This is a genomic window from Jatrophihabitans sp. (assembly GCF_035474675.1).
Taxonomy (GTDB): domain Bacteria; phylum Actinomycetota; class Actinomycetes; order Mycobacteriales; family Jatrophihabitantaceae; genus Jatrophihabitans_A.
The window spans coordinates 20,482-38,169 of sequence record NZ_DATINC010000065.1 but is presented as its reverse complement, the minus strand read 5'-3'; the positions used below and the strand labels follow the sequence as shown (position 1 = coordinate 38,169).

The window sequence follows — 17,688 nt, the reverse complement described above, 5'->3', positions numbered from 1 at the left end:
TACATGGCCTCGGCGCGGTCGGGATCTTGCGGGCGGGTGTGGCTGAGGAACACTGCGTAGTTGCTGAGATTGTTTGCGTGGGTGGGGTCGGCGGTGATGGCGCGTTCGTACATGGCTTCGGCGCGGTCCGGGTTCTGGGGGTGTATTTGGCTGAGGAATAGCGCGTAGTCGCCAAGGGTGTCAGCGTGGGTGGGGTCGGCGGCGATGGCGCGGTCGTACATGGCCTCGGTGCGGTCCGGGTCCTTCCGCACGTTTTCTAGGAACCAGGTGTAGTTGCGCAGGGTAGTGGCGTGGGTGGGGTCGGCGGTGATGGCGCGTTCGTACATGGCCTCGGTGCGGTCGGGGTTCTTCCGCACGTTTTCTAGGAACCAGGTGTAGTTGCGTAGGGCGTTTACGTGGGTGGGGTCGGCGGTGATGGCGCGTTCGTACATGGCCTCGGCGCGGTCGGGATCTTGCGGGCGGGTGTGGCTGAGGAACACTGCGTAGTTGCTGAGATTGTTAGCGTGGGTGGGGTCGGCGGTGATGGCGCGTTCGTACATGGCTTCGGCGCGGTCCGGGTCCTTCCGCCCGTCGTACAAGAACAGCGCGTAGCTGCGCAGGGCGTCGGCGTTGGTTGGGTCGGCGGTGATGGCGCGCTCATACACGGCCTCAATGCGGTCCGCGTCCTGCGAGTTCGTCTGCCTGAGAAACACTGCGTAATTGCGGAGGGTGTCGGCGTTGGCTGGGTCGTTAGTGATGGCGCGTTCGTACATGGCCTCGGCGCGGTCCGGGTCCTTCCGCACGGCGTGCAGGAACCAACCGTAGGTGCGCAGGGTGTTTACGTGGGTGGGGTCGGCGGTGATGGCGCGTTCGTACATGGCCTCGGCACGCTCTGGGTTCTGTGGGTATGCTCGGCTAAGAAATAGCGCGTAGTCGCCGAGGGCGTCGGCGTTGTCCGGGTCGGCGGTGATGGCGCGTTCGTACATGGCCTCGGCGCGGTCCGGGTTCTTCCGCACGTCGTACAAGAACCAGGCGTAACTGCTGAGGGAATCGGCGTGAGTGGGGTCGGCGGCTAACGCCCGCTCGTACATAGCCTCTGCTCGGTCCGGATCCTTGCGAATCCCAGTCAGAAAGGATGCATAGGCCATTACGTATGTAGCTTGCGCAGGGTCCGCTTCAATAGCTTGCTGAAACATAATCTCAGCACGGTCTGGATCCTTATGCTCAATTAATGCAGCTAAGGGTGCGGCTGCTTGATTGGGCATAGTTTCATAGACCTCATTTAGCATAGCTTCGGCGCGTTCGTACGCGGATTTTCTGCTGAAAGCCATTAACATGCTGGCGTGGACATAGAGTGCTTCGGCACGGATATTCAATTCCGAGTTGCTAGCAGCCGAATCCAGCAATCGCTCCATGGTTGCTTCACCGGCCAGCCCACTCACGAAAAAAATGGTCCGTGCGAGCCTAATCTGTTGAGCCGCCGTAAGTTGCATATGGCTCATGGCCTCAAGCACACTGGATTGGAGAGGCCAGTCGGCGCGGTCGGCAAGAACGTCGTGAGCGAGCATTCCACCATTGGGTTGGGGTGTGATCAGACTGATGGAATGATTGATCGGATGAGTTGCCCAATCCCACGCTACTTCCCAAGGCTCTACTCCAAATGGCGGGTCAGGGTAAGCAGCGACTAGTTGCTCGAACTGATCTTTTGTGCCTTCCCCTAGCCCGGCACGTCGCCAATCCGTAGCAGCTCGTACCAATGCCCATCCGCGTGAGCGACTCTCGGCCCCGGCATGAAATTTTTGCATTGCCACCGGTGCGCCACCCAGTAGGGCAGGCAATCCGAGGGTCTTGGCTTGTTGGGCGAGATCCGCATATGGGCTATTAGCCATTTCGGCCAATTCGGTTTCGGTCGGCAACGCTGCGAGATGTTCCACCGTAAATCTATTCAGAACATCCCAACCCGGCAACTTTGCCGTCGCATCTGAGGCAACCTGATCGTATTGAGATTGCATCATTGTTGCTACCACTGTGCAACCTCTGGCGAGCCAGTCATCAATCAAAGACAGAGATAGGCCTCGGCCGAGGAACCGGTCAGCATCATCAAGGAAAACCACCGCCTCGTCAACCACGCGTATTGCATCTGCATTCATTTTTTCAAGCTCGTCGTCGTCCTTGGGGAACACCCATTGACTTCTGCCGTATAGCTTCCGAAGAACTTCGAGAACAAGCCGTGTCTTTCCCGCCATCGACTGGCCCACGACAAGTAAAGGAACCTTTTCTTGCAATTGTTCTTCCAGCACTTTGAATAGGTCCCGATGGGCAAAAGTAGCTACGTTACGAGTAGGGTCGGCGCGATGTACTCGGAACGACTCCAGAGATCCTTCGCTTCCCCGGCGAGGAGCTGGGGAAACAGCTCGTTCGGTGGCGCGTCGTACTACTGCGAGACGGCGGGCCCAATCGCGTACAGGCGGTAGAATCGTGAGGGCGAAGCCGAATACCGCGCCCGCAAGAAGGCCAGCCACAGCGCCAGGCGAGCCTGATATGGAGAGGCCAACCGTAAGGCCGGCAGCAGCGCCACCGGCGGTCATCACCGTTTGAGCAATCAGCCACGCGGCTGCGTCACTGGGGTCAGCGGATCGAAGGCGGCTTCGCATTAATGCCTCTCGGAATTGGCCACTAGCCTTGTCCTGTCGGGCTCCATATTGTCAGTCCGGCAGCGCGGCCGCCACAGGCAGTTAGAACCAGTCCCCAGCTCCTGCATGTGGTACATGTCAAGCGCAGGTCTTCTAAAGACCATTAACTTTCCGAGAGCCACAAACTTATCGACGGATGGCATGGATAACTCGACCAACACCACACTCTGAAGGGAGTCGCGCGAGGTTCGAGGCGTGTTCCGAACCCGTTGGTTACTGGCGGGCGTAACCGCCGGCGTGCTGGGCGGCCTGGTGGATGGAGCGTGGCACCAGGAACATGATGTTGTCGAACTCGACGTGGTGCCAGGTCAGCGGATTGGTCGGGTCGGCACGCAGCGCGGCGACCCGGGCAGCGTCCGGTTGGCCGTTGACCAGCCAGCCGCGTTGCCGGGCGAGCGCGGCGTCGGCGTAGTCGTTGTGCAGGTCGCGGTTGCGCTGGGCCAGGATGTTGCGCGGGATCAGCGCGACGCCGACCGCGAACGGCGACAGGTCGGGGTAGCCGTCGATGTAGACGATCGGGGCGCCGCCGGTGCGCCGCAGCACGTCGGCGCTGTTCGGGGTGAACTCCGAGTTGCCCGGCGTGCCGCTCCAGAAGCCCTGCCGCGCCTTGCGTTCGGCCGGAAAGACCTCGATGTGGTGGCCGCCGCCCTCGCCGAAGATGAAGCACAGCGGGTCGTTGGAGAAACGGCACCAGCGACCGGTGCCGCGCTGCCGGCGCCAGGCGTGCCCGTTGGCCAGCAGCACCTCCTGGTCGTAGGTCTCGTCGTTGATGTTCCGCCGGGTCAGCCGCTGGCTGAGCTGGAACTCCTCCTCCAGGGTCTGCGGCCGCTGCCGCAGCTGGGCGCTGGACAGGCCCCTGGTCTCGGCGAGCACGTCCCGGCCGCCGATCGTCGACAGGCTCGCCACGAACCGGCCGGGACGGGCCGCGTCCGGGGTGAGGTGCAGCAGCGGCCGGCCGGTCAGCAGGTCCCCGCTGCCGCGGAACGGCACCAGGCTCAGCACGCCGCTGATCACGGCCTGGGTGGCGAGCTGCCGCATCGCGTCGTCCTTCTGCTGCTGGCTCATGGTCTTGGAGTCGCGGATCTCGCGGAACTTGGTGACCAGGTCGACGGTGGTGATGCCGATATTGACCACGTGCACGCCGAGCTCCACTCGGCGCAGCGTGAACCACACCCGCGCCGCCGAGGCCGCCCGGGCCAGGTTGCCCGCCTCGGCGGCCACGATCGCGAACCGGCCGACGCCCAGCGTGACCGCGGCCAGCAGGTCCTGGGCGATCTCCCAGTAGAACCGGTTGGAGTCGGCCTGGGTCCAGACGCCGTGTTCCTTCATCTCCTCCAGTCGCATGTACCGGGCGCCGAGGGTGATCCCGGTGCCGGCCGCGAACGCGATCAGCGCCGGCGTGCTGAACGGGGCGAAGATCAGCGAGCCGAGCACGGAGATCGCGATCCCGACCAGCGCGACCCACTCCCAGAACGGCTTGGGCGCGGTGGTTTCGATCGAGTCCGGTTTCTTCGAGATCGGCCAGGTCCAGTGCAGCTGGCCCTCGGGGAAGAAGTCCCGGTGGTTGAGGTCTTCGAACATCGAGCGCGGCGGATCGATGTTGAGCACGTCCGGGTTGCCGTACCGCTCCTGGGCCAGCGCTCCTATCGCGTCGAACTGGTAGCGGGTCCGGATGGTGCGGTCGCCGCCCTTGGTCGCGGTGAGGTCGTGCAGTGCCCACTCGAAACCGACCGGCACCTGGTTGCTGTTGAGCACCGGGGTGCGGGTCAGGTAGAGGTTCCACGGGATCGCCTTGGCCACCGGCCGCCGCGCGCCCTTGTCGTCGTACTCCTCGCGGATGTCGTTCTTCGGGAAGAACACCGCCGGCACCTTCAGCGCGGTCGGGTTGGTCTGCAGGAACTGCTGCTGGCGCTGGCCGATCTCCTGCGCGTAGCTGAAGTTCTTCAGCAGGTCGTCGTACCCGCCGATGGCCTGCACCCGCTGGCGCAGCACCTCGTCCAGCTGCCCGGTCGCCCACCGGAAGTGGTCGGTGGCGGTCCGCCAGGTGGTCTGGGAGTTGGCTTCCTGCACCGTGGTCGCCGCCTGCTGCAGGCGGGTTTCCCGTGGTCCCGGCGAGGTGTCCAGCAACACCGGCGGCAGTGCCGGGGTGCCGACCAGCGTCGGCTCCGGAAAGTTGCCGAAGCCGCCCGGCGACGGATTGCTCGGGGTGTGGCAGCCGCCCGGGCAGGCCGGACCGGTCGGGCGGTTGGGTGCGGATTGCCCGAACGGCGAGCGGCGCATCGCGTTGGCGAGCGCCCGATCCTCGGTGTCGAGCCGGCGGAACATCCGGCTGACCGAGGCGTAGAAGGCCACGAACCAGGGACGCAGCGGATCGGTGACCACCGCCGGCACCGGGTTGGTTCCGCTGGCCCGGAACACCGCGTCGACCATCACCGCCGCCTGCTCGGCGGCGATCCAGGCATCCCTGACCCGGTCGTCCAGCTGTCCCGGGCTGCTCGCCGCCCCGGTCCGGCCGGCGCCGAGGGCCGCGTCGAACATCCGCACCCGCAGCTGCCCCTCGGCCTGCCGCGAGGCGTCGATGTCGTCCTGGATGCTGGCGCCCTGCTTGCCCAGCTCGGCGGCGCTCTGGCTGCTGACCGCGCCGGGCCAGGCCTGCCGCAGTGCGGCCTGGCGCGCCTCCTCGGCCCGGCGGGCGGCCTCCTGGCGCTGCTCGTCCGGGGTCTGGTGGCAGTTGGCGTTGCAGATGGTGATGTGCGTCGACGAGCCGCTCTGCCGGGGGTTCAGCGTGTTCTGGCCCGGCGCCGGAAAGCCGAACGGAGACCCGCCGCCGAGCGGCGTCAGACGGTTCCCCGGGCCGCCTGCCGGGAAGGACGGCGCGCCCCCGGCACTGCCGCCGCTGGCCAACCAGTCCCGGATCAGCTGGGCGTCCTGGTCGGTCAGCCCGCCGTCGCCCTGCACCAGCTGGCCCGATCCGGACAGGTCACTCAGGCCGCGCCCGCCGCCGCCGTGCTGCACCACGTGCGCGATCTCGTGCGCCAGCGTCCGGCTGCCGCGGCCGGAGGCGGGACCGCCGAGCACGATGTCCGAGCCGACGCTGAACGCGCGGTCGGAGCCACGCTGGGCGATCAGGGCCGCTGGCTGCTGGTGCACCCGGATACCGCCGAGGTCCGCACCGGTGCGCCGTTCGAAGTCGCCGCGGACGTCGTCCGGCAGCGGCCGGCCCGCGGCCGGCGGCAGTGCGGCCCGGCTGACCAGGCGGGTCAGCGGTCCCGGTGCGGACGGTGCCGGCCCGTGCGGGCAGCTGCCGGCCAGCCGGTCGGCCTGCTGCTCGGCGTTGCCGGAAGCAACCGGAGGCCGCCGGCCGGCGCTGGGCTGGCAGCCCATCTAGCCGCGCACCGAGGCTGGCGTCATTCCGCAATGCTGCGGGCCGGCCGTCACCGCTGCGTCTCGAGAAAGGCACGAACGGGACGGCGACGGCTCGGTGACGGGACGGTCCGAGGATCGCCTACATGAGTGAGCACCGCAGCGAGCGTCAGCGAGCGAGGAGCGGAGCGAATGCCAGCGATGAGCGCTCGCGCGAAGAGCCGGTTCTCTGATGACCGGATCGGTTGCCGACCAGTGGCTGGGCAGGGGAGTGCGCTTTCCGATCCGGCCGGATCCGGTCACCGGCCGGCTGCTGCCCAGCACCGGCATGGAGCTCGTCCGGCAGTCCATCGAGCAGATCCTGGACACCGAGCCGGGGGAGCGGATCATGCTGCCGGAGTTCGGTTGTGGCCTGCAGCGCTACCTGATGGAGCCGAACACCCTCACCACCCGCTCGGCGATGCAGCACGACATCGAGGACGCGCTGGCCCGCTGGGAGCCCCGGATCCGGTTGACCGACGTTGCGGTGACGGCGCGCGAGGACCCTTCCCTGGTGTGGATAGAGATCTCCTACGTCCGGCTGTCGGATCTGCGGCCGGACAACATCGTCTACCCGTTCTACCTGAAGTAGCAGTCGGATGGCGCTGATCAGCCCGATCCTGGACGACCGCAGCTACGCCCAGCTGCGGGAGGAACTGCTGCGCCGGATTCCGGTCTACACAAAGGAATGGACCGACCACAACGCCTCCGATCCGGGCATCGCGCTGCTCGAGCTGTTCGCCTATCTCGGCGAGTCGCTGCTGTACCGGTTCAACCAGATCCCGGACACCACCAAGATCGAGTTCCTGCGGCTGCTGGGCGTGCAACCCCGCCCGGCCCGGCCGGCCGCCGTGCTGCTGGCGGCCAGCACCGAGCTGCCGGCCGGCGTGCAGATCGGCAAGGGGGTCGAGGTCCGGGCGGGCTCGGTGTCGTTCGAGACGATCGCCGAAACCTATGTCTGGCCGCTGGAATGCGTCGCGGTTGGCAAGCTGCCGGCCCCGCCCGGCGACGGCAGCCGGCAGGAGTCCGACCGCCGCGACGACGCCCGGGCCCGGGTCGGCCTGACACCTTCGGCGGCGGCCGACTTCTACGTCACCAGCCAGCTGCCCGACGACCCGACCGGCCCGGACGCGCTCGTTCTCGACGTCGGCCAGACGCTGGACCACTCGTTGTGGATCGCGGTGCTCGGCAAGGCCGGCACCGACGTGCGCCAGCTGGCCAACCGCAGCCTGTTCGTCGGGGTCGCCTTCGACGAGCAGGTGCCGTTGCCCTTCGCGTTGCAGGCGATCGCCGGCACCGGGGCCAGCGCGGAGTTCGCCTCGACCGGGCTGAACACCGACCCGCCGGCCATGCTGTGGCAGCTGTGGGCCGGCCCGGGCAACGGCTTCACCGTGCTGAACGTGGGCGATGACAGCAGCCGGGGCCTGACCACCACCGGCGTGGTGGAACTGCTGCTGCCCGGCCGGCTGCCGCCGATCGACCCGGTCGCGCGCACCTCCGGCGACAAGGACAACCCGCCGCCGCTGGTGGATGAGAAGCTGGCCGGGAGGGTGCTGGCCTGGTTGCGGGTGAGCCGGCCGGAGACCACCCACATCAACGACGGCATCCACCGGGTGCGCTGGGTCGGCCTGAACGCCACCCGCGCCGAGCAGGCCCGCACCGCGACCCCGGAGCTGCTCGGCACCGGCAGCGGCGACGCCGGCCAGCGCTATCCGCTCACCCAGCACCCGGTGCTGCCGGGCAGCACCGTGCTGCAGGTCGAGGAGCCGGACGGCTGGCGGAACTGGCAGGAGGTGGACAGCTTCGTCGCCAGCGGCCCGGACGACCGGCACTACACGGTGGACTACCAGGCCGGTGCCGTCGAGTTCGCCGGAATCCGGTTGCCGCAACTGGGTGAACGGATTCGCACGCTGAGCTACCGCTACGGCGGCGGGCTGGCCGGCAACGTGGCCGCGGGTGCCGCCAACGCGCTCAGTGGGGTGGCCGGTGCCCGGATCGGCAACCCGCTGCCGGCCACCGGCGGCGCCGACGCGGCCGGCATCGACGAGGCGCTGGAGGCCATTCCGGCCGAGGTGCACCGGCGGGACCGGGCCGTGGTCGCCGAGGACTTCCGTGACCTGGCGCTGCAGGTGACCGGGGTGGCCCGGGCCGAGCCGCTGCCGCTGTTCCACCCCGACACCCCCACCGTGGACGCGGCCGGCGTGGTCAGCGTGGTGGTCTTTCCCACCGAGGACCTGCGTACCCCGGACGCCCCGATGCCCGACCTCGGGCTGCTGCGCCGGGTGGCCAACTATCTCGACCTGCGCCGGCTGGTCACCACCGAGCTGTACGTGCTCCCTCCCACCTACCGTCCGGTGGTGGTCTCGGTGGGGCTCGCGGTCCGGGCCGGCTACCAGGTGGACGCGGTACGCCGCTGGGTCGAGCTGATCCTGCGGCAGTACCTGGCGCCGCTGCCGCCGTTCGGCCCGGACGCCGGCGGCTGGCCGCTCGGCCGCACCGTGCGCCGCGCCGAGCTGGAGGCCGTGGTGGTGCAGGTCGAGGGCGTCGAGTACGCCACCGGCCTGACCCTGGCGGTGCCCGACGGCACCGGTTACTCCGAGGTCGGCCAGCTGGAGCTGGCCAGGTGGGAGGTGCCGCAGCTGGTGGAGCTGGCCGTGGTGTCCGGCGACCCGCTGCCGCCGGGTGCGGCCTACCGGCCGGCCGAGCCGCCGGGCGTGCTGGTGCCGCTGCCGCCGGAGGTGTGCTAATGGCCGCCCGGGGGCTGAGCCTGCTCGTCCAGCCGGACCAGTGGGCGCGCTGCGTGCACGACCGGACCGCGCTGCTGCCCGACGGCGGGGTGGAGCTGAGCTGGCTGGACCCGGTGCCGGCCGCCGGGGCGGCAAGCGGCTGTGCCGAGCTGCCGGCGCACAGCGGGCTGGCCTTCGACCGGTGGTGCCGGGCCTACCGCAGCCGGCCGGAGACCGGCCGGGTGGACGTCAGCCAGCGCGCGGCCGGGGAGCACAGCCGGCCGGAGCCGGCCTGCGGAGGACCGTTGCGGTTCCCGGCGGGCCTGGCGGTGGATCGCCGGCAGCGGCTGTACCTGGCCGAGGCCGGCACCGGCCTGGTGCACGTCATCGACCTGTGGGGCCAGCGGCTGCTGCGCCGGATCGCGGTCGGCCGCGGCCGACCGATCGACGTCGCGCCGGACTGCGGCCGGGCGATCGTGCTCACCAGCGAGCCGGCGCTGCTGCTGATCGACGGCCGCCGCGGCCCGCTGCCCGGCCCGGCGCTGGTCCGGCCCTGCTACCCGGGCGGCCTGGTGGCGCGCCGGATCGCGCCCGGCCCGCTGGTCCTGTGGCGGGCCGCCGACGGCCGCGGCGTGCTGGCCCGGCCGGACGGCACCGTGCTGGCCGAGGTGGACGGCGCCACCGACTCAGACTGCGGTCCGGCCGGCGAGCTGGTGCTGGGCGGCCTACCGGGAGCCCCGCTGCGCCGCTTCCAGCTGGCCGGGGACGCACTGACCGAGCTGGAGCCGGTCGAGGCCCTGGGCTACGACGGTGGCTCGGTCTGCTACGCGCCGGACGGCCGGATCGCGTTCACCACCGCGGCCGGCTACGGCTGGACGTCCGGCTCGGCCGCGGTGCACCTGACCGAGGGTTCGGTGATCAGCTACCGGCTGGACAGCGGCGGCTACCGGACCCGGTGGGGCAGGCTCTTCCTGGAGGCCTGCCTGCCGGCCGGCACCGAGGTCCGGGCGCGGTTCGTCAGCACCGACGACGACCTGAATCCGGATCCGGTGCCGGCCTCGCCGCCGGCCCGCGGGGCCCGGGCGGTGCCCGACCCGCAGGCCACCCCGCCGCTGGTGCCCCAGCACCTGCTGCCGGCCGACGGGGCCGGCGCCTGCCCGCTGTACCGCCGGCCGAGCGGCACCGAGCGGCCCTGGCTGCCGGCCACCGACGCCGCTGGCTTCGCCACGTACGAGACCCCGGTGCTGGCCGCGCCCGGCCGCTACCTGTGGGTGCAACTGCTGTTGCGCGGCACCGAGCGGGTCAGCCCGCGGGTCCGCGCGCTGCGCGTCGAACGGCCCGGCCACGACCTGCTGACCGCGTTGCCGCGCAGCTGGTCGCGCGACGACGGCGACGCCGACTTCCTGCAGCGGATGCTCGCGCCGGCCGAGGGGATGCTGCACGAGCTGGACGAGTGGGCCGAGCGCAGGGCGGTGCTGGTCGACCCGCGGGCGACCCCGTCCTCGGCGCTGGACTGGCTGGCCGGCTTCGCCGCGCTGACGCTGGACCAGCGCTGGCCGGAACCCGCCCGGCGCACCCTGGTCGCCGAGGTCTACCCGCTGTACCGGCGGCGCGGCACCAAGGCGGCGCTGCTGCGCATCCTCGAGATCTACCTGGGCTACCCGCCGCAACTGGTCGAGGCCTGGCAGCTGCGCGGGCTGGCCGGCGCGGTGCTGGGCACCCGGCCGGGCGCGATCCAGCCGCCGGCGGTGGGTGGTACGTCGGCACAGACCGGCAGCCTCGGCCGGTTCGCGGTCGGCGGCGCGCGGCCCGGCCAGACCGGCTACACCGCCTCGGCGCACCGGTTCACGCTGCTGCTGCGCGGCGAGCTGACCGGTGAGCAGCGCAGCGTGGTGCGGGCCGTCCTGGACGCGCACAAGCCGGCGCACACCCTGGTCGAGATCTGCGAGCTCGGCGCCGGCATGCGCGTCGGCGAGCGGTTGCGGCTGGACCTGACCTCCTACGTGGGCCCCGGCCGCGGCTGGGCGCCGGCCATCGTCGGCCAGGTGCTGATCGGCGGGGACGGCGTGGTCGGGCTGCCCGCGGTCGGCAGCCGGCTGGGCAACGGCTCGTCCGCGATCGGGCAGGTGAGGGTCGGATGACCGATCTGCACATCGCGCGGCTGTCGGCGACCACCACCGCCCAGGACGAGGCCCGGGTCCGCCGGTTGCTGACCGGCGTCACCGAACGCCGGCTGGAACCGGTGCTGGCGGGCCTGGACCTGCCGCCCGGCGAGTGGTGCATCCGGCGCCTGGACGTGCCGCTGTCGTTGGCCGACCGGCAGGCCGACGCGACGGTCGAGACGGCCTGGGCGCTGGCGCTGGTCGCCGCCCTCCGCGAAGCGCTCGAGCACGGGCCGGACGCCGGCGTGGTGCACTACCGCCGGCCGGCGGCCGCACTTGCCGACCTGCTCGCGGGCCTGGCGACCGGCGCCATCGAGCGGCTGTGGGCCTGGCGCCAGCTGGGCCTGCTGCAGCCCGGTGACCCGGATCCGGCCGGCATGCCGGTGGCCGCCCTGCTAGCGGTGCTGCGCCGACGGCCGGCCGAGGCCGTGCCGGCGCTGGTCACCGCCGCCCGGACGGCCGGGGTGGCCGCGCTGCACCGGCTGCTCGGGCCGGCCGGCTGGAACGAGCTGGCCCGGCAGGTGATCGCCGGCGTCGGCGGCGACCCGGCGCTGGCCATTCCGCCGGACCGCCCCTGGTCCACCGGCCCGCTGCCGGAACGCGGGACGCTGCCGACAACTCCGTCGGCGACCGGCCCGGCCGGCGAGTCCGGCCCGCCGCCGGCGTCGGCTTCGAGCGCCCGCCGGCTGGCCGATGCCGTCGTCCGGCGCTCGGTGCTGGGCCAGGCCGCCACCCGGAGCCGGCTGCGGCCGGACCAGGTCACCGCGTGGGCGTGGGCCGCCTTGACCGCCGCCGAGGTCGACCCGGCGCTGTTCGTCCGGCCGACGGCCCGGCTGGTGCTGGCGCGACTGGCCGCCGGCTACCAGGGCATGCCGGCCGCGCGTCCGCTCCCCGGTGCACCGGCGGCCGGTGGTCCGGAATCCTCCGCTCCGGATCCCGGAAAGCTGACCGGGCAGCCGGAGCGCCGGCGGGCGGATGCTGCCGACCCGTCCGGCCGGCCGGTAACCGGTGACGGAATATCTGATCAGACATCAGACAAGACTTCAACGCCGGACACGCGTACCGATGGCGCCGGCCGCCCGGCCGATGCGCCCGCCGGCCCGGAACCGGAGCGGTTCCCGGCCGAGAACGGCTGGCCGACGGACTGGGCCGGCCTGCCGTTCTTCCTCACCACTGCCGACCAGGCAGAGCTGCCCGGCGCGCTGCTGGCCGACGAGGTGCTGGCCGGCCGGCCGCTGTCCTGGACGGTGTACCAGCTCGGCCAGCTGCTGGTGCCGGCCATCGACCCGGCCGATCCGGCGCTGTTCGCACTGGCCGGCCTGGTGCCGGCCCCGCTGCCGCTGGACCCACCGACGCCGGCCGAGGCCGACCGGCTGGCCGGGCACGCCGAGCGGTGGGCCGCCGTCACCGCAACCCGGCTGGGCGGCGAGCCGGCACCGGACCTCGCCGCGGTCGCCCAGGATCTGGCGGCCCGTCCCGGGGTGGTCGCCGCCGAGCCGGGCTGGATCGAGATCCATCTTTCGCTGGACGGGGTTCGGCTGGACGTCCGGCGAGCCGGGCTGGACGTCGATCCGGGCTGGCTGCGCTGGCTGACCGCGGTGGTGACCTTCGTCTATGAGTGAGAACCGGATGCTGCTGCTGGGTGCCGAGCCGGGTGCGGTCTCGCGCCGGCTCACCGCTGCCACGGCCGGGCTCGCGGTGAGCGTCGCCGAGGTCATCGAGCAGTCCACCGGCGGGGATCCGGCGTCGGTGGCGGCGGCGGCGTTCCTGCGGGACTGGGCGGCCTCGGCTGAGCCGGCGCTGCCGGCGGCCGGCCTGCCGCTGGACCTGCTGGCCGAGCGGTACCGGCTGCTCGACGCCGAGCGCGACCTGATCCTGCTGGCCGGGCTGGCCCAGGAGCACGAGGGTTTGTCCGGCACGCTGCGCTCGATGCACCCGCAGGGGCTGGCCTATCCCTCGGTCGGGCTGGCCGCGCTGGTGCTGGACCGCCGCGGTCACCCGCGGGTGGAGCTGCGCCGGCTGCTGACCGAGGGCCGGGCGGTGCGGTGCGGGTTGCTGCGGCTGGACGGCAGCGAGGCACTGTTCGAGCGCTCGATCCTGCTCGCCGACGGACTGTGGGAGGCGCTGCACGGGCTGGACGCCTTCCCGGCCGGCCTGGACCGGGTGCCGGCCCGTCCGGCGCCGGCCGGGTTGGTCGGCTGGCTGGCCGAGCCCGCGGTGGGCCGGGCGGTGCGCGCGCTGCGCGACAGCACCCGGGTCACCCTGCTGGTGCGCGGCGCCGACGAGCTGGTGGCCCTGGGACGCTGCGCCGCACTGGCCGGAGCGGCCGGTGCCCGGCTGGTGGCAGCGAGGCTGCGCCCGGACGACCCGGCGGCGATCCAGCTGCTCGGCGCGCACGCAGGCGTCCGCGACGCCGCCCCGGTGCTGGTGACCCGGCCGGCCGACGGTGCCGGTGCGGTGGAGCTGGCCACCGCCGAGCTGCCCGGCCCGCTGCTGGTGGTCGCTCCGGCCGGTGCCGCGCTGCGGTTTCCGCCCGACCGTCCGGTGCTGTCGGTGCCGGTCGGCCAGCTCTGCCCGGCGGACCGGCGGCTGGCATGGCTGGCCGCGCTGCCGGAGCTGTCCGAGGCGGACGCGGCCGTCCTGGCCAGCCGGCACCCGCTGGATCCGGCGCTGATCGAACCCGTCGCGCTCGACGCGGTAGCCGGCCGGACGCCGGCCGACCCGGTCTCGATCGCCGGCCTGATCCGGGCCCGGGCGGTGGCCAGCCTGCCGCCGGGCATCGAGGTGGTGACGCCGTCGGTGCCGTGGTCGCGGCTGGTGCTGGCCGACGGCGCCGGCTTCCAGCTGCGCGACGCGGTGGCCCGGCTCGAGCACCAGGCGCTGGTGCTCGACGACTGGCGGGTGCGCGAGCACGCCCGGGCCAGCCGCGGCGTCCGGCTGCTGCTGACCGGCCTGCCCGGCACCGGCAAGTCGCTGGCCGCCGAGGCGGTGGCGACCGCGGCGGGCACCGACCTGCTGCGGGTGGACGTCTCCCAGATCGTGTCCAAGTGGATCGGCGAGACCGAGAAGAACCTGGCCGCCGCCTTCGACGTGGCCGAGCGCACCCAGGCGGTGCTGATGCTGGACGAGGCCGACTCGCTGTTCGGAACCCGCACCGAGATCTCCGACGCCCACGACCGCTACGCCAACTTAGAGACCGCCTACCTGCTGCAACGGCTGGACCATTTCGACGGCCTGGCGGTGCTGGCCACCAACCTGCGGCACAACATCGACCCGGCCTTCGTGCGCCGGATGGACTTCGTGATCGACTTCCCGCTGCCCGACGAGCCGCGCCGGCACGAGCTGTGGCAGCTGCACCTACCGCCGGACCGGGTCGGCCCCGACGTGGAGCTGGCCGTGCTGGCCCGGCTGTACCCGATCGCCGGCGGCTGGATCCGCAATGCCTCGATCGCGGCGGCCTTCTTCGCCGCGGCCGCCGGTGAGCAGATCTCCCAGTCCCACCTCGTCGCCGCGGTGCGGCGCGAGTACCTGAAGGCGGCCCTGCCGTGCCCGGGTGAACCTCCGAGGAGACGAGATGACAGCTGAGTGCGCGTGCTCGTGCGGCAACTGCACGGACCTGCCGGTGACGCCGTTCCAGGCGCTGCGGGTCTCCTACGGCATGCTGCTGGGCGAGGACGATTTCCGGGTTCTGATGGGCAATCCGCGCGGCAAGCAGATGCTGCACTCGTCGTGGTTGCACGGCAGCGGCGTGGTGTGGGGCTATCGGGTGGGCACCGAGGCGGCCGCCGGCGGCCCGCTGCAGCTGCGGGTCTCGCCGGGCCTGGGGGTGGACGGCCTGGGCCGCGAGGTCGAGCTGCAGGCCTCGTCCTGCCTGAACCTGCAGGACTGGCTCAAGACCTGCGACGACCCGCCGGACCAGGACGGCTGCGGCAGCCGCACCGTGCACGCCTGCCTGGTGGCCGAGTTCGACTGCTGCCTGAGCAACCCGGTGCCAGCGCTGGCCGACCCGTGCGACGTGAACCGCTCGCACGACTACGAGTCGCGGGTCACCGAGACCGCCCGGATCGAGCTGCGGCCGGGCCGGTGCCGCAAGCGGCGGCGTCCCTACCACCGGGTGCGGGTGCTGCTCGGCCTGGACGAGCTGGCGCACGAGGAGGGGTGCCAGGGTGCCAGCGGCTGCGACTGCTCCGACCGGGCCGGCCGGCAGGCGCTGGCGGCGCGGGAGCTGGTGGCCGCGGCCGCGCCGGCGGACCGGCCGCGGCTGCTGGCCCGCGAGCTGCGCCGGCTGGCCGCCTGGGACGGTGCCGAGCTCGGCCCGGCGGTAGAGCCCGGCACCAGCGACCCGACCCTGTTCCCGGTGCTGGAGCAGGACGCCGCGGTGGTGCTGGCCTGCCTGGAGCTGGACCTGCGCGACGCCGACGGCTGCACCACCATCACCGACGTGCGGATCGACCTCGGTTGCCGCAGCACGCTGTTGCCCACCGCCACCCTCACCGAGCTGTGCTGCGGGCTGGCGCCGGGCCTGGTCCGGGACGAGGCCGGCTCGGCCGACGACGCCGGCGGCCCGCGGGTGTTCGCCGACGGGGTGGCGTGGTCGGAGGACGGGCTGACCCTGGTCATCCCGGTGTCCGCGCCGCTGGTGCCGGGCTCGCTGCGGCACGCCATCACGGTGACCTCGCTGTCGGCGCGCGGCTGGGTCGAGGAGGACCTGTCCGGGGTCGGCTACGACCCCGAGCTGCCGGCCATCGTGGTGTCGATGGTGGACCGGCCGACCAACGCGCTGCTCCGGCTCCGGGTGAAGGGGACCGGGACCATGCCGGTGTACGGCGCCGAGCCGCTGGTGCCGCTGGCCGGCGTCTGGGGCGGCCCACCGGGCACTGCCGACGACGGCCATGACGTGCTGCTGACCTTCGCCAATCGCCCGACCGAGAACGGGGAAAGCTGATGACCACCTCCATCGCAGGCAGCAAGCCGGCGGCCGGGCAGCCCGGGGCGGCGAGCGGCGGTCCGGACTCGGTGGCCGCGGCAACCACCGCGACCGGCGGCATCCGGCGGCTCAACCCGGCCGACGGGCTGTTCCTGCGCTCGGAGCACCTGAACCAGATGCAGGCCTACAGCCGCGAACTGGCGCTGGCGGTAGGCATCGCCGGCGGCACCGGGGTGGTCTACGGCTACCAGCTGAGCCTGTCCGACGCCGAGCTGACGGTCACCCCGGGGCTGGCCATCGACGCCGCGGGCATGCCGCTGCGCACCGGCGCGCCGGTCACCGTCCAGCTGGAGGGCCTGGCCACCCCGCCGGGGAGGTTCTGGCTGGTCGAGGTGATTGCCGACCGCGCGGTGCCCTCGGACAACGAGCCGGTGTATGGCAACCTGTGCGCCGACCCGTGCTCGGGCGGTTCGATCCAGCCCTGGCTCGACGACGCGGTGCGGGTGCAGGTCAGCGCCCGCGACACGCTGCCGGGGCTGGCCTCGGTGGCCTCGGCGAACCGGGTCCGCAACTGGCTCGCCTCGGCCTACTTCGAGCAGGAACGGCGGGCCGGCCCGCCCTGGCTGACCCCCGACCAGTCCGGCGCGGTGGCCTCCCTGCTCGAACTGCCCTGGTCCGGCGCGCAGCCGGCGGCCGCGCCGGGCGTGCTGGGGGAGCCGGCCGGCAACGGCGTTCCGCTCGGGGTGCTGTTCCGGGCTGAGGAGAGCTGGCAGCTCGACGTCTGGACCGCCCGGCGGGACCTGGTGCAGACCGTGCCGCGCGGGGCCTGGGAGTGGCGGCTCGGCCTGCGCCCGTGGCCGGTGTTCGTCGCGCAGGTGCTGCAGCTCCAGGCCCAGCTGGCCGAGCTGCCGCCGGTCGACCGGTTCGCCGAGGCCGTCCTCGGCGACGCGGCGGACTTCTACGAGACCGTGCTGCAGGAGGCGCCGCGTTCGCGCCGGGCGGTGCAGCAACTGTGGGACCGGTGGCAGCAGCAGCACACCGTGTCGCTGACCAAGGGGTCGCTGCTCAACCACGGCATCGGCGAGCTGCCACCGGCCGGCTTCCTGCCGTACCCGACCGGCAAGGCGGAACTGGCCGACCAGGTGCAGGCGATCTTCGGGCCCAACGTCACTGTGCGGCTGCACTCCAACAGCGCGGACGCGGCGGTGCGCGCGGTCACCGAGGCCCAGCACCTGGACCGGATCCCGCTGGACCGGCCGGCCGCCAAGCCCACCGTGGACGTCTGGATCCCGAACACCGCCGCCGACCTGCCTGCGGTGTTCACCCCGTCCTACGGCTGGATCGCCTTCGCCCGGAACCGCGGCGAGCCGGTGCAGGTGGCCCCGCCGGCCACCGAGCCGGTCGAGGTCTACCTGGCTCCGGCCGACGGTGACGAGACCTTCCGGGACGTGGTCAACGGGGTGGTCCGCAGCGACTCGCTGCCCAAGGCCGAGCGGCTGGCCACGCTGCGGTACCCGGCCGCCGAATGGGGGGTACCGACCCCGGAGCAGGAGGTGGCCGACCTGGGCGAGAAGCTGCGCGAGCTGCTCCGGCAGTCCCGCCAGCGCCTGCTCGGCGTGATCGGCACCGCCCGCACCGACCCGCGCCGGCCGCTGGCCGGGGCCCGGGCCGCGCTGCTGCCGGTGAGCTTCGACCTGGACGGCCTGATCCACCTGCCGGCGACCGCGGCCGTCCGGCTCGACCAGCCCGAGGCGATCGTGTTCGTGGTCGGCAGCATCCCGACGCCGGAACCAGCCTGA

9 protein-coding genes are annotated in these 17,688 nt (G+C 72.2%); 7 read left to right on the top strand and 2 right to left on the bottom strand.

Annotated features, from left to right (window positions below; translation table 11 throughout):
• A partial coding sequence (locus VLJ82_RS08180; protein ID WP_408662842.1) for a tetratricopeptide repeat protein occupies positions 1–2,162 on the bottom strand: 2,162 nt, incomplete at its 3' end.
• A gap of 723 nt (positions 2,163–2,885) precedes the next feature.
• The gene (locus tag VLJ82_RS08175; RefSeq protein ID WP_408662841.1) at positions 2,886–6,056 is read right to left on the bottom strand and encodes an eCIS core domain-containing protein; all 3,171 of its coding nucleotides are present in this window, start codon (positions 6,054–6,056) and stop codon (positions 2,886–2,888) included.
• Between the two features lie 211 nt (positions 6,057–6,267).
• On the opposite strand from VLJ82_RS08175, the gene VLJ82_RS08170 reads away from it, so the two are divergent.
• The 7 genes from VLJ82_RS08170 to VLJ82_RS08140 are packed head-to-tail and all read left to right on the top strand — an operon-like array spanning position 6,268 to position 17,688.
• Entirely contained in the window at positions 6,268–6,666 is a 399-nt protein-coding gene (locus VLJ82_RS08170; RefSeq protein ID WP_408662840.1) for a GPW/gp25 family protein, read from the top strand.
• Positions 6,667–6,673: 7 nt separating this feature from the next.
• Positions 6,674–8,821 (top strand): putative baseplate assembly protein, encoded by a 2,148-nt coding sequence (locus VLJ82_RS08165; RefSeq protein WP_408662839.1) that lies wholly within the window; start codon positions 6,674–6,676, stop codon positions 8,819–8,821.
• A complete protein-coding gene (locus tag VLJ82_RS08160) occupies positions 8,821–10,941 on the top strand; it encodes a phage tail protein (protein ID WP_408662838.1) in 2,121 nt (706 codons plus the stop codon). Before VLJ82_RS08165 ends, VLJ82_RS08160 begins: the two co-directional genes overlap by 1 nt.
• Positions 10,938–12,584: a hypothetical protein gene (locus VLJ82_RS08155; RefSeq protein ID WP_408662837.1), complete on the top strand. Its 1,647-nt coding sequence runs from the start codon at positions 10,938–10,940 to the stop codon at positions 12,582–12,584. Before VLJ82_RS08160 ends, VLJ82_RS08155 begins: the two co-directional genes overlap by 4 nt.
• On the top strand, positions 12,577–14,547 hold the full coding sequence (locus VLJ82_RS08150; protein WP_408662836.1) for an AAA family ATPase: 1,971 nt from the start codon (positions 12,577–12,579) through the stop codon (positions 14,545–14,547). Before VLJ82_RS08155 ends, VLJ82_RS08150 begins: the two co-directional genes overlap by 8 nt.
• Positions 14,537–15,907 carry a hypothetical protein gene (locus VLJ82_RS08145; protein WP_408662835.1) on the top strand — a complete coding sequence of 457 codons (1,371 nt, stop codon included), beginning with the start codon at positions 14,537–14,539 and terminating at the stop codon, positions 15,905–15,907. The genes VLJ82_RS08150 and VLJ82_RS08145 overlap by 11 nt, the downstream gene beginning before the upstream one ends.
• Complete coding sequence (locus tag VLJ82_RS08140) at positions 15,907–17,688, top strand: hypothetical protein (RefSeq protein ID WP_408662834.1); 1,782 nt, start codon at positions 15,907–15,909, stop codon at positions 17,686–17,688. The genes VLJ82_RS08145 and VLJ82_RS08140 overlap by 1 nt, the downstream gene beginning before the upstream one ends.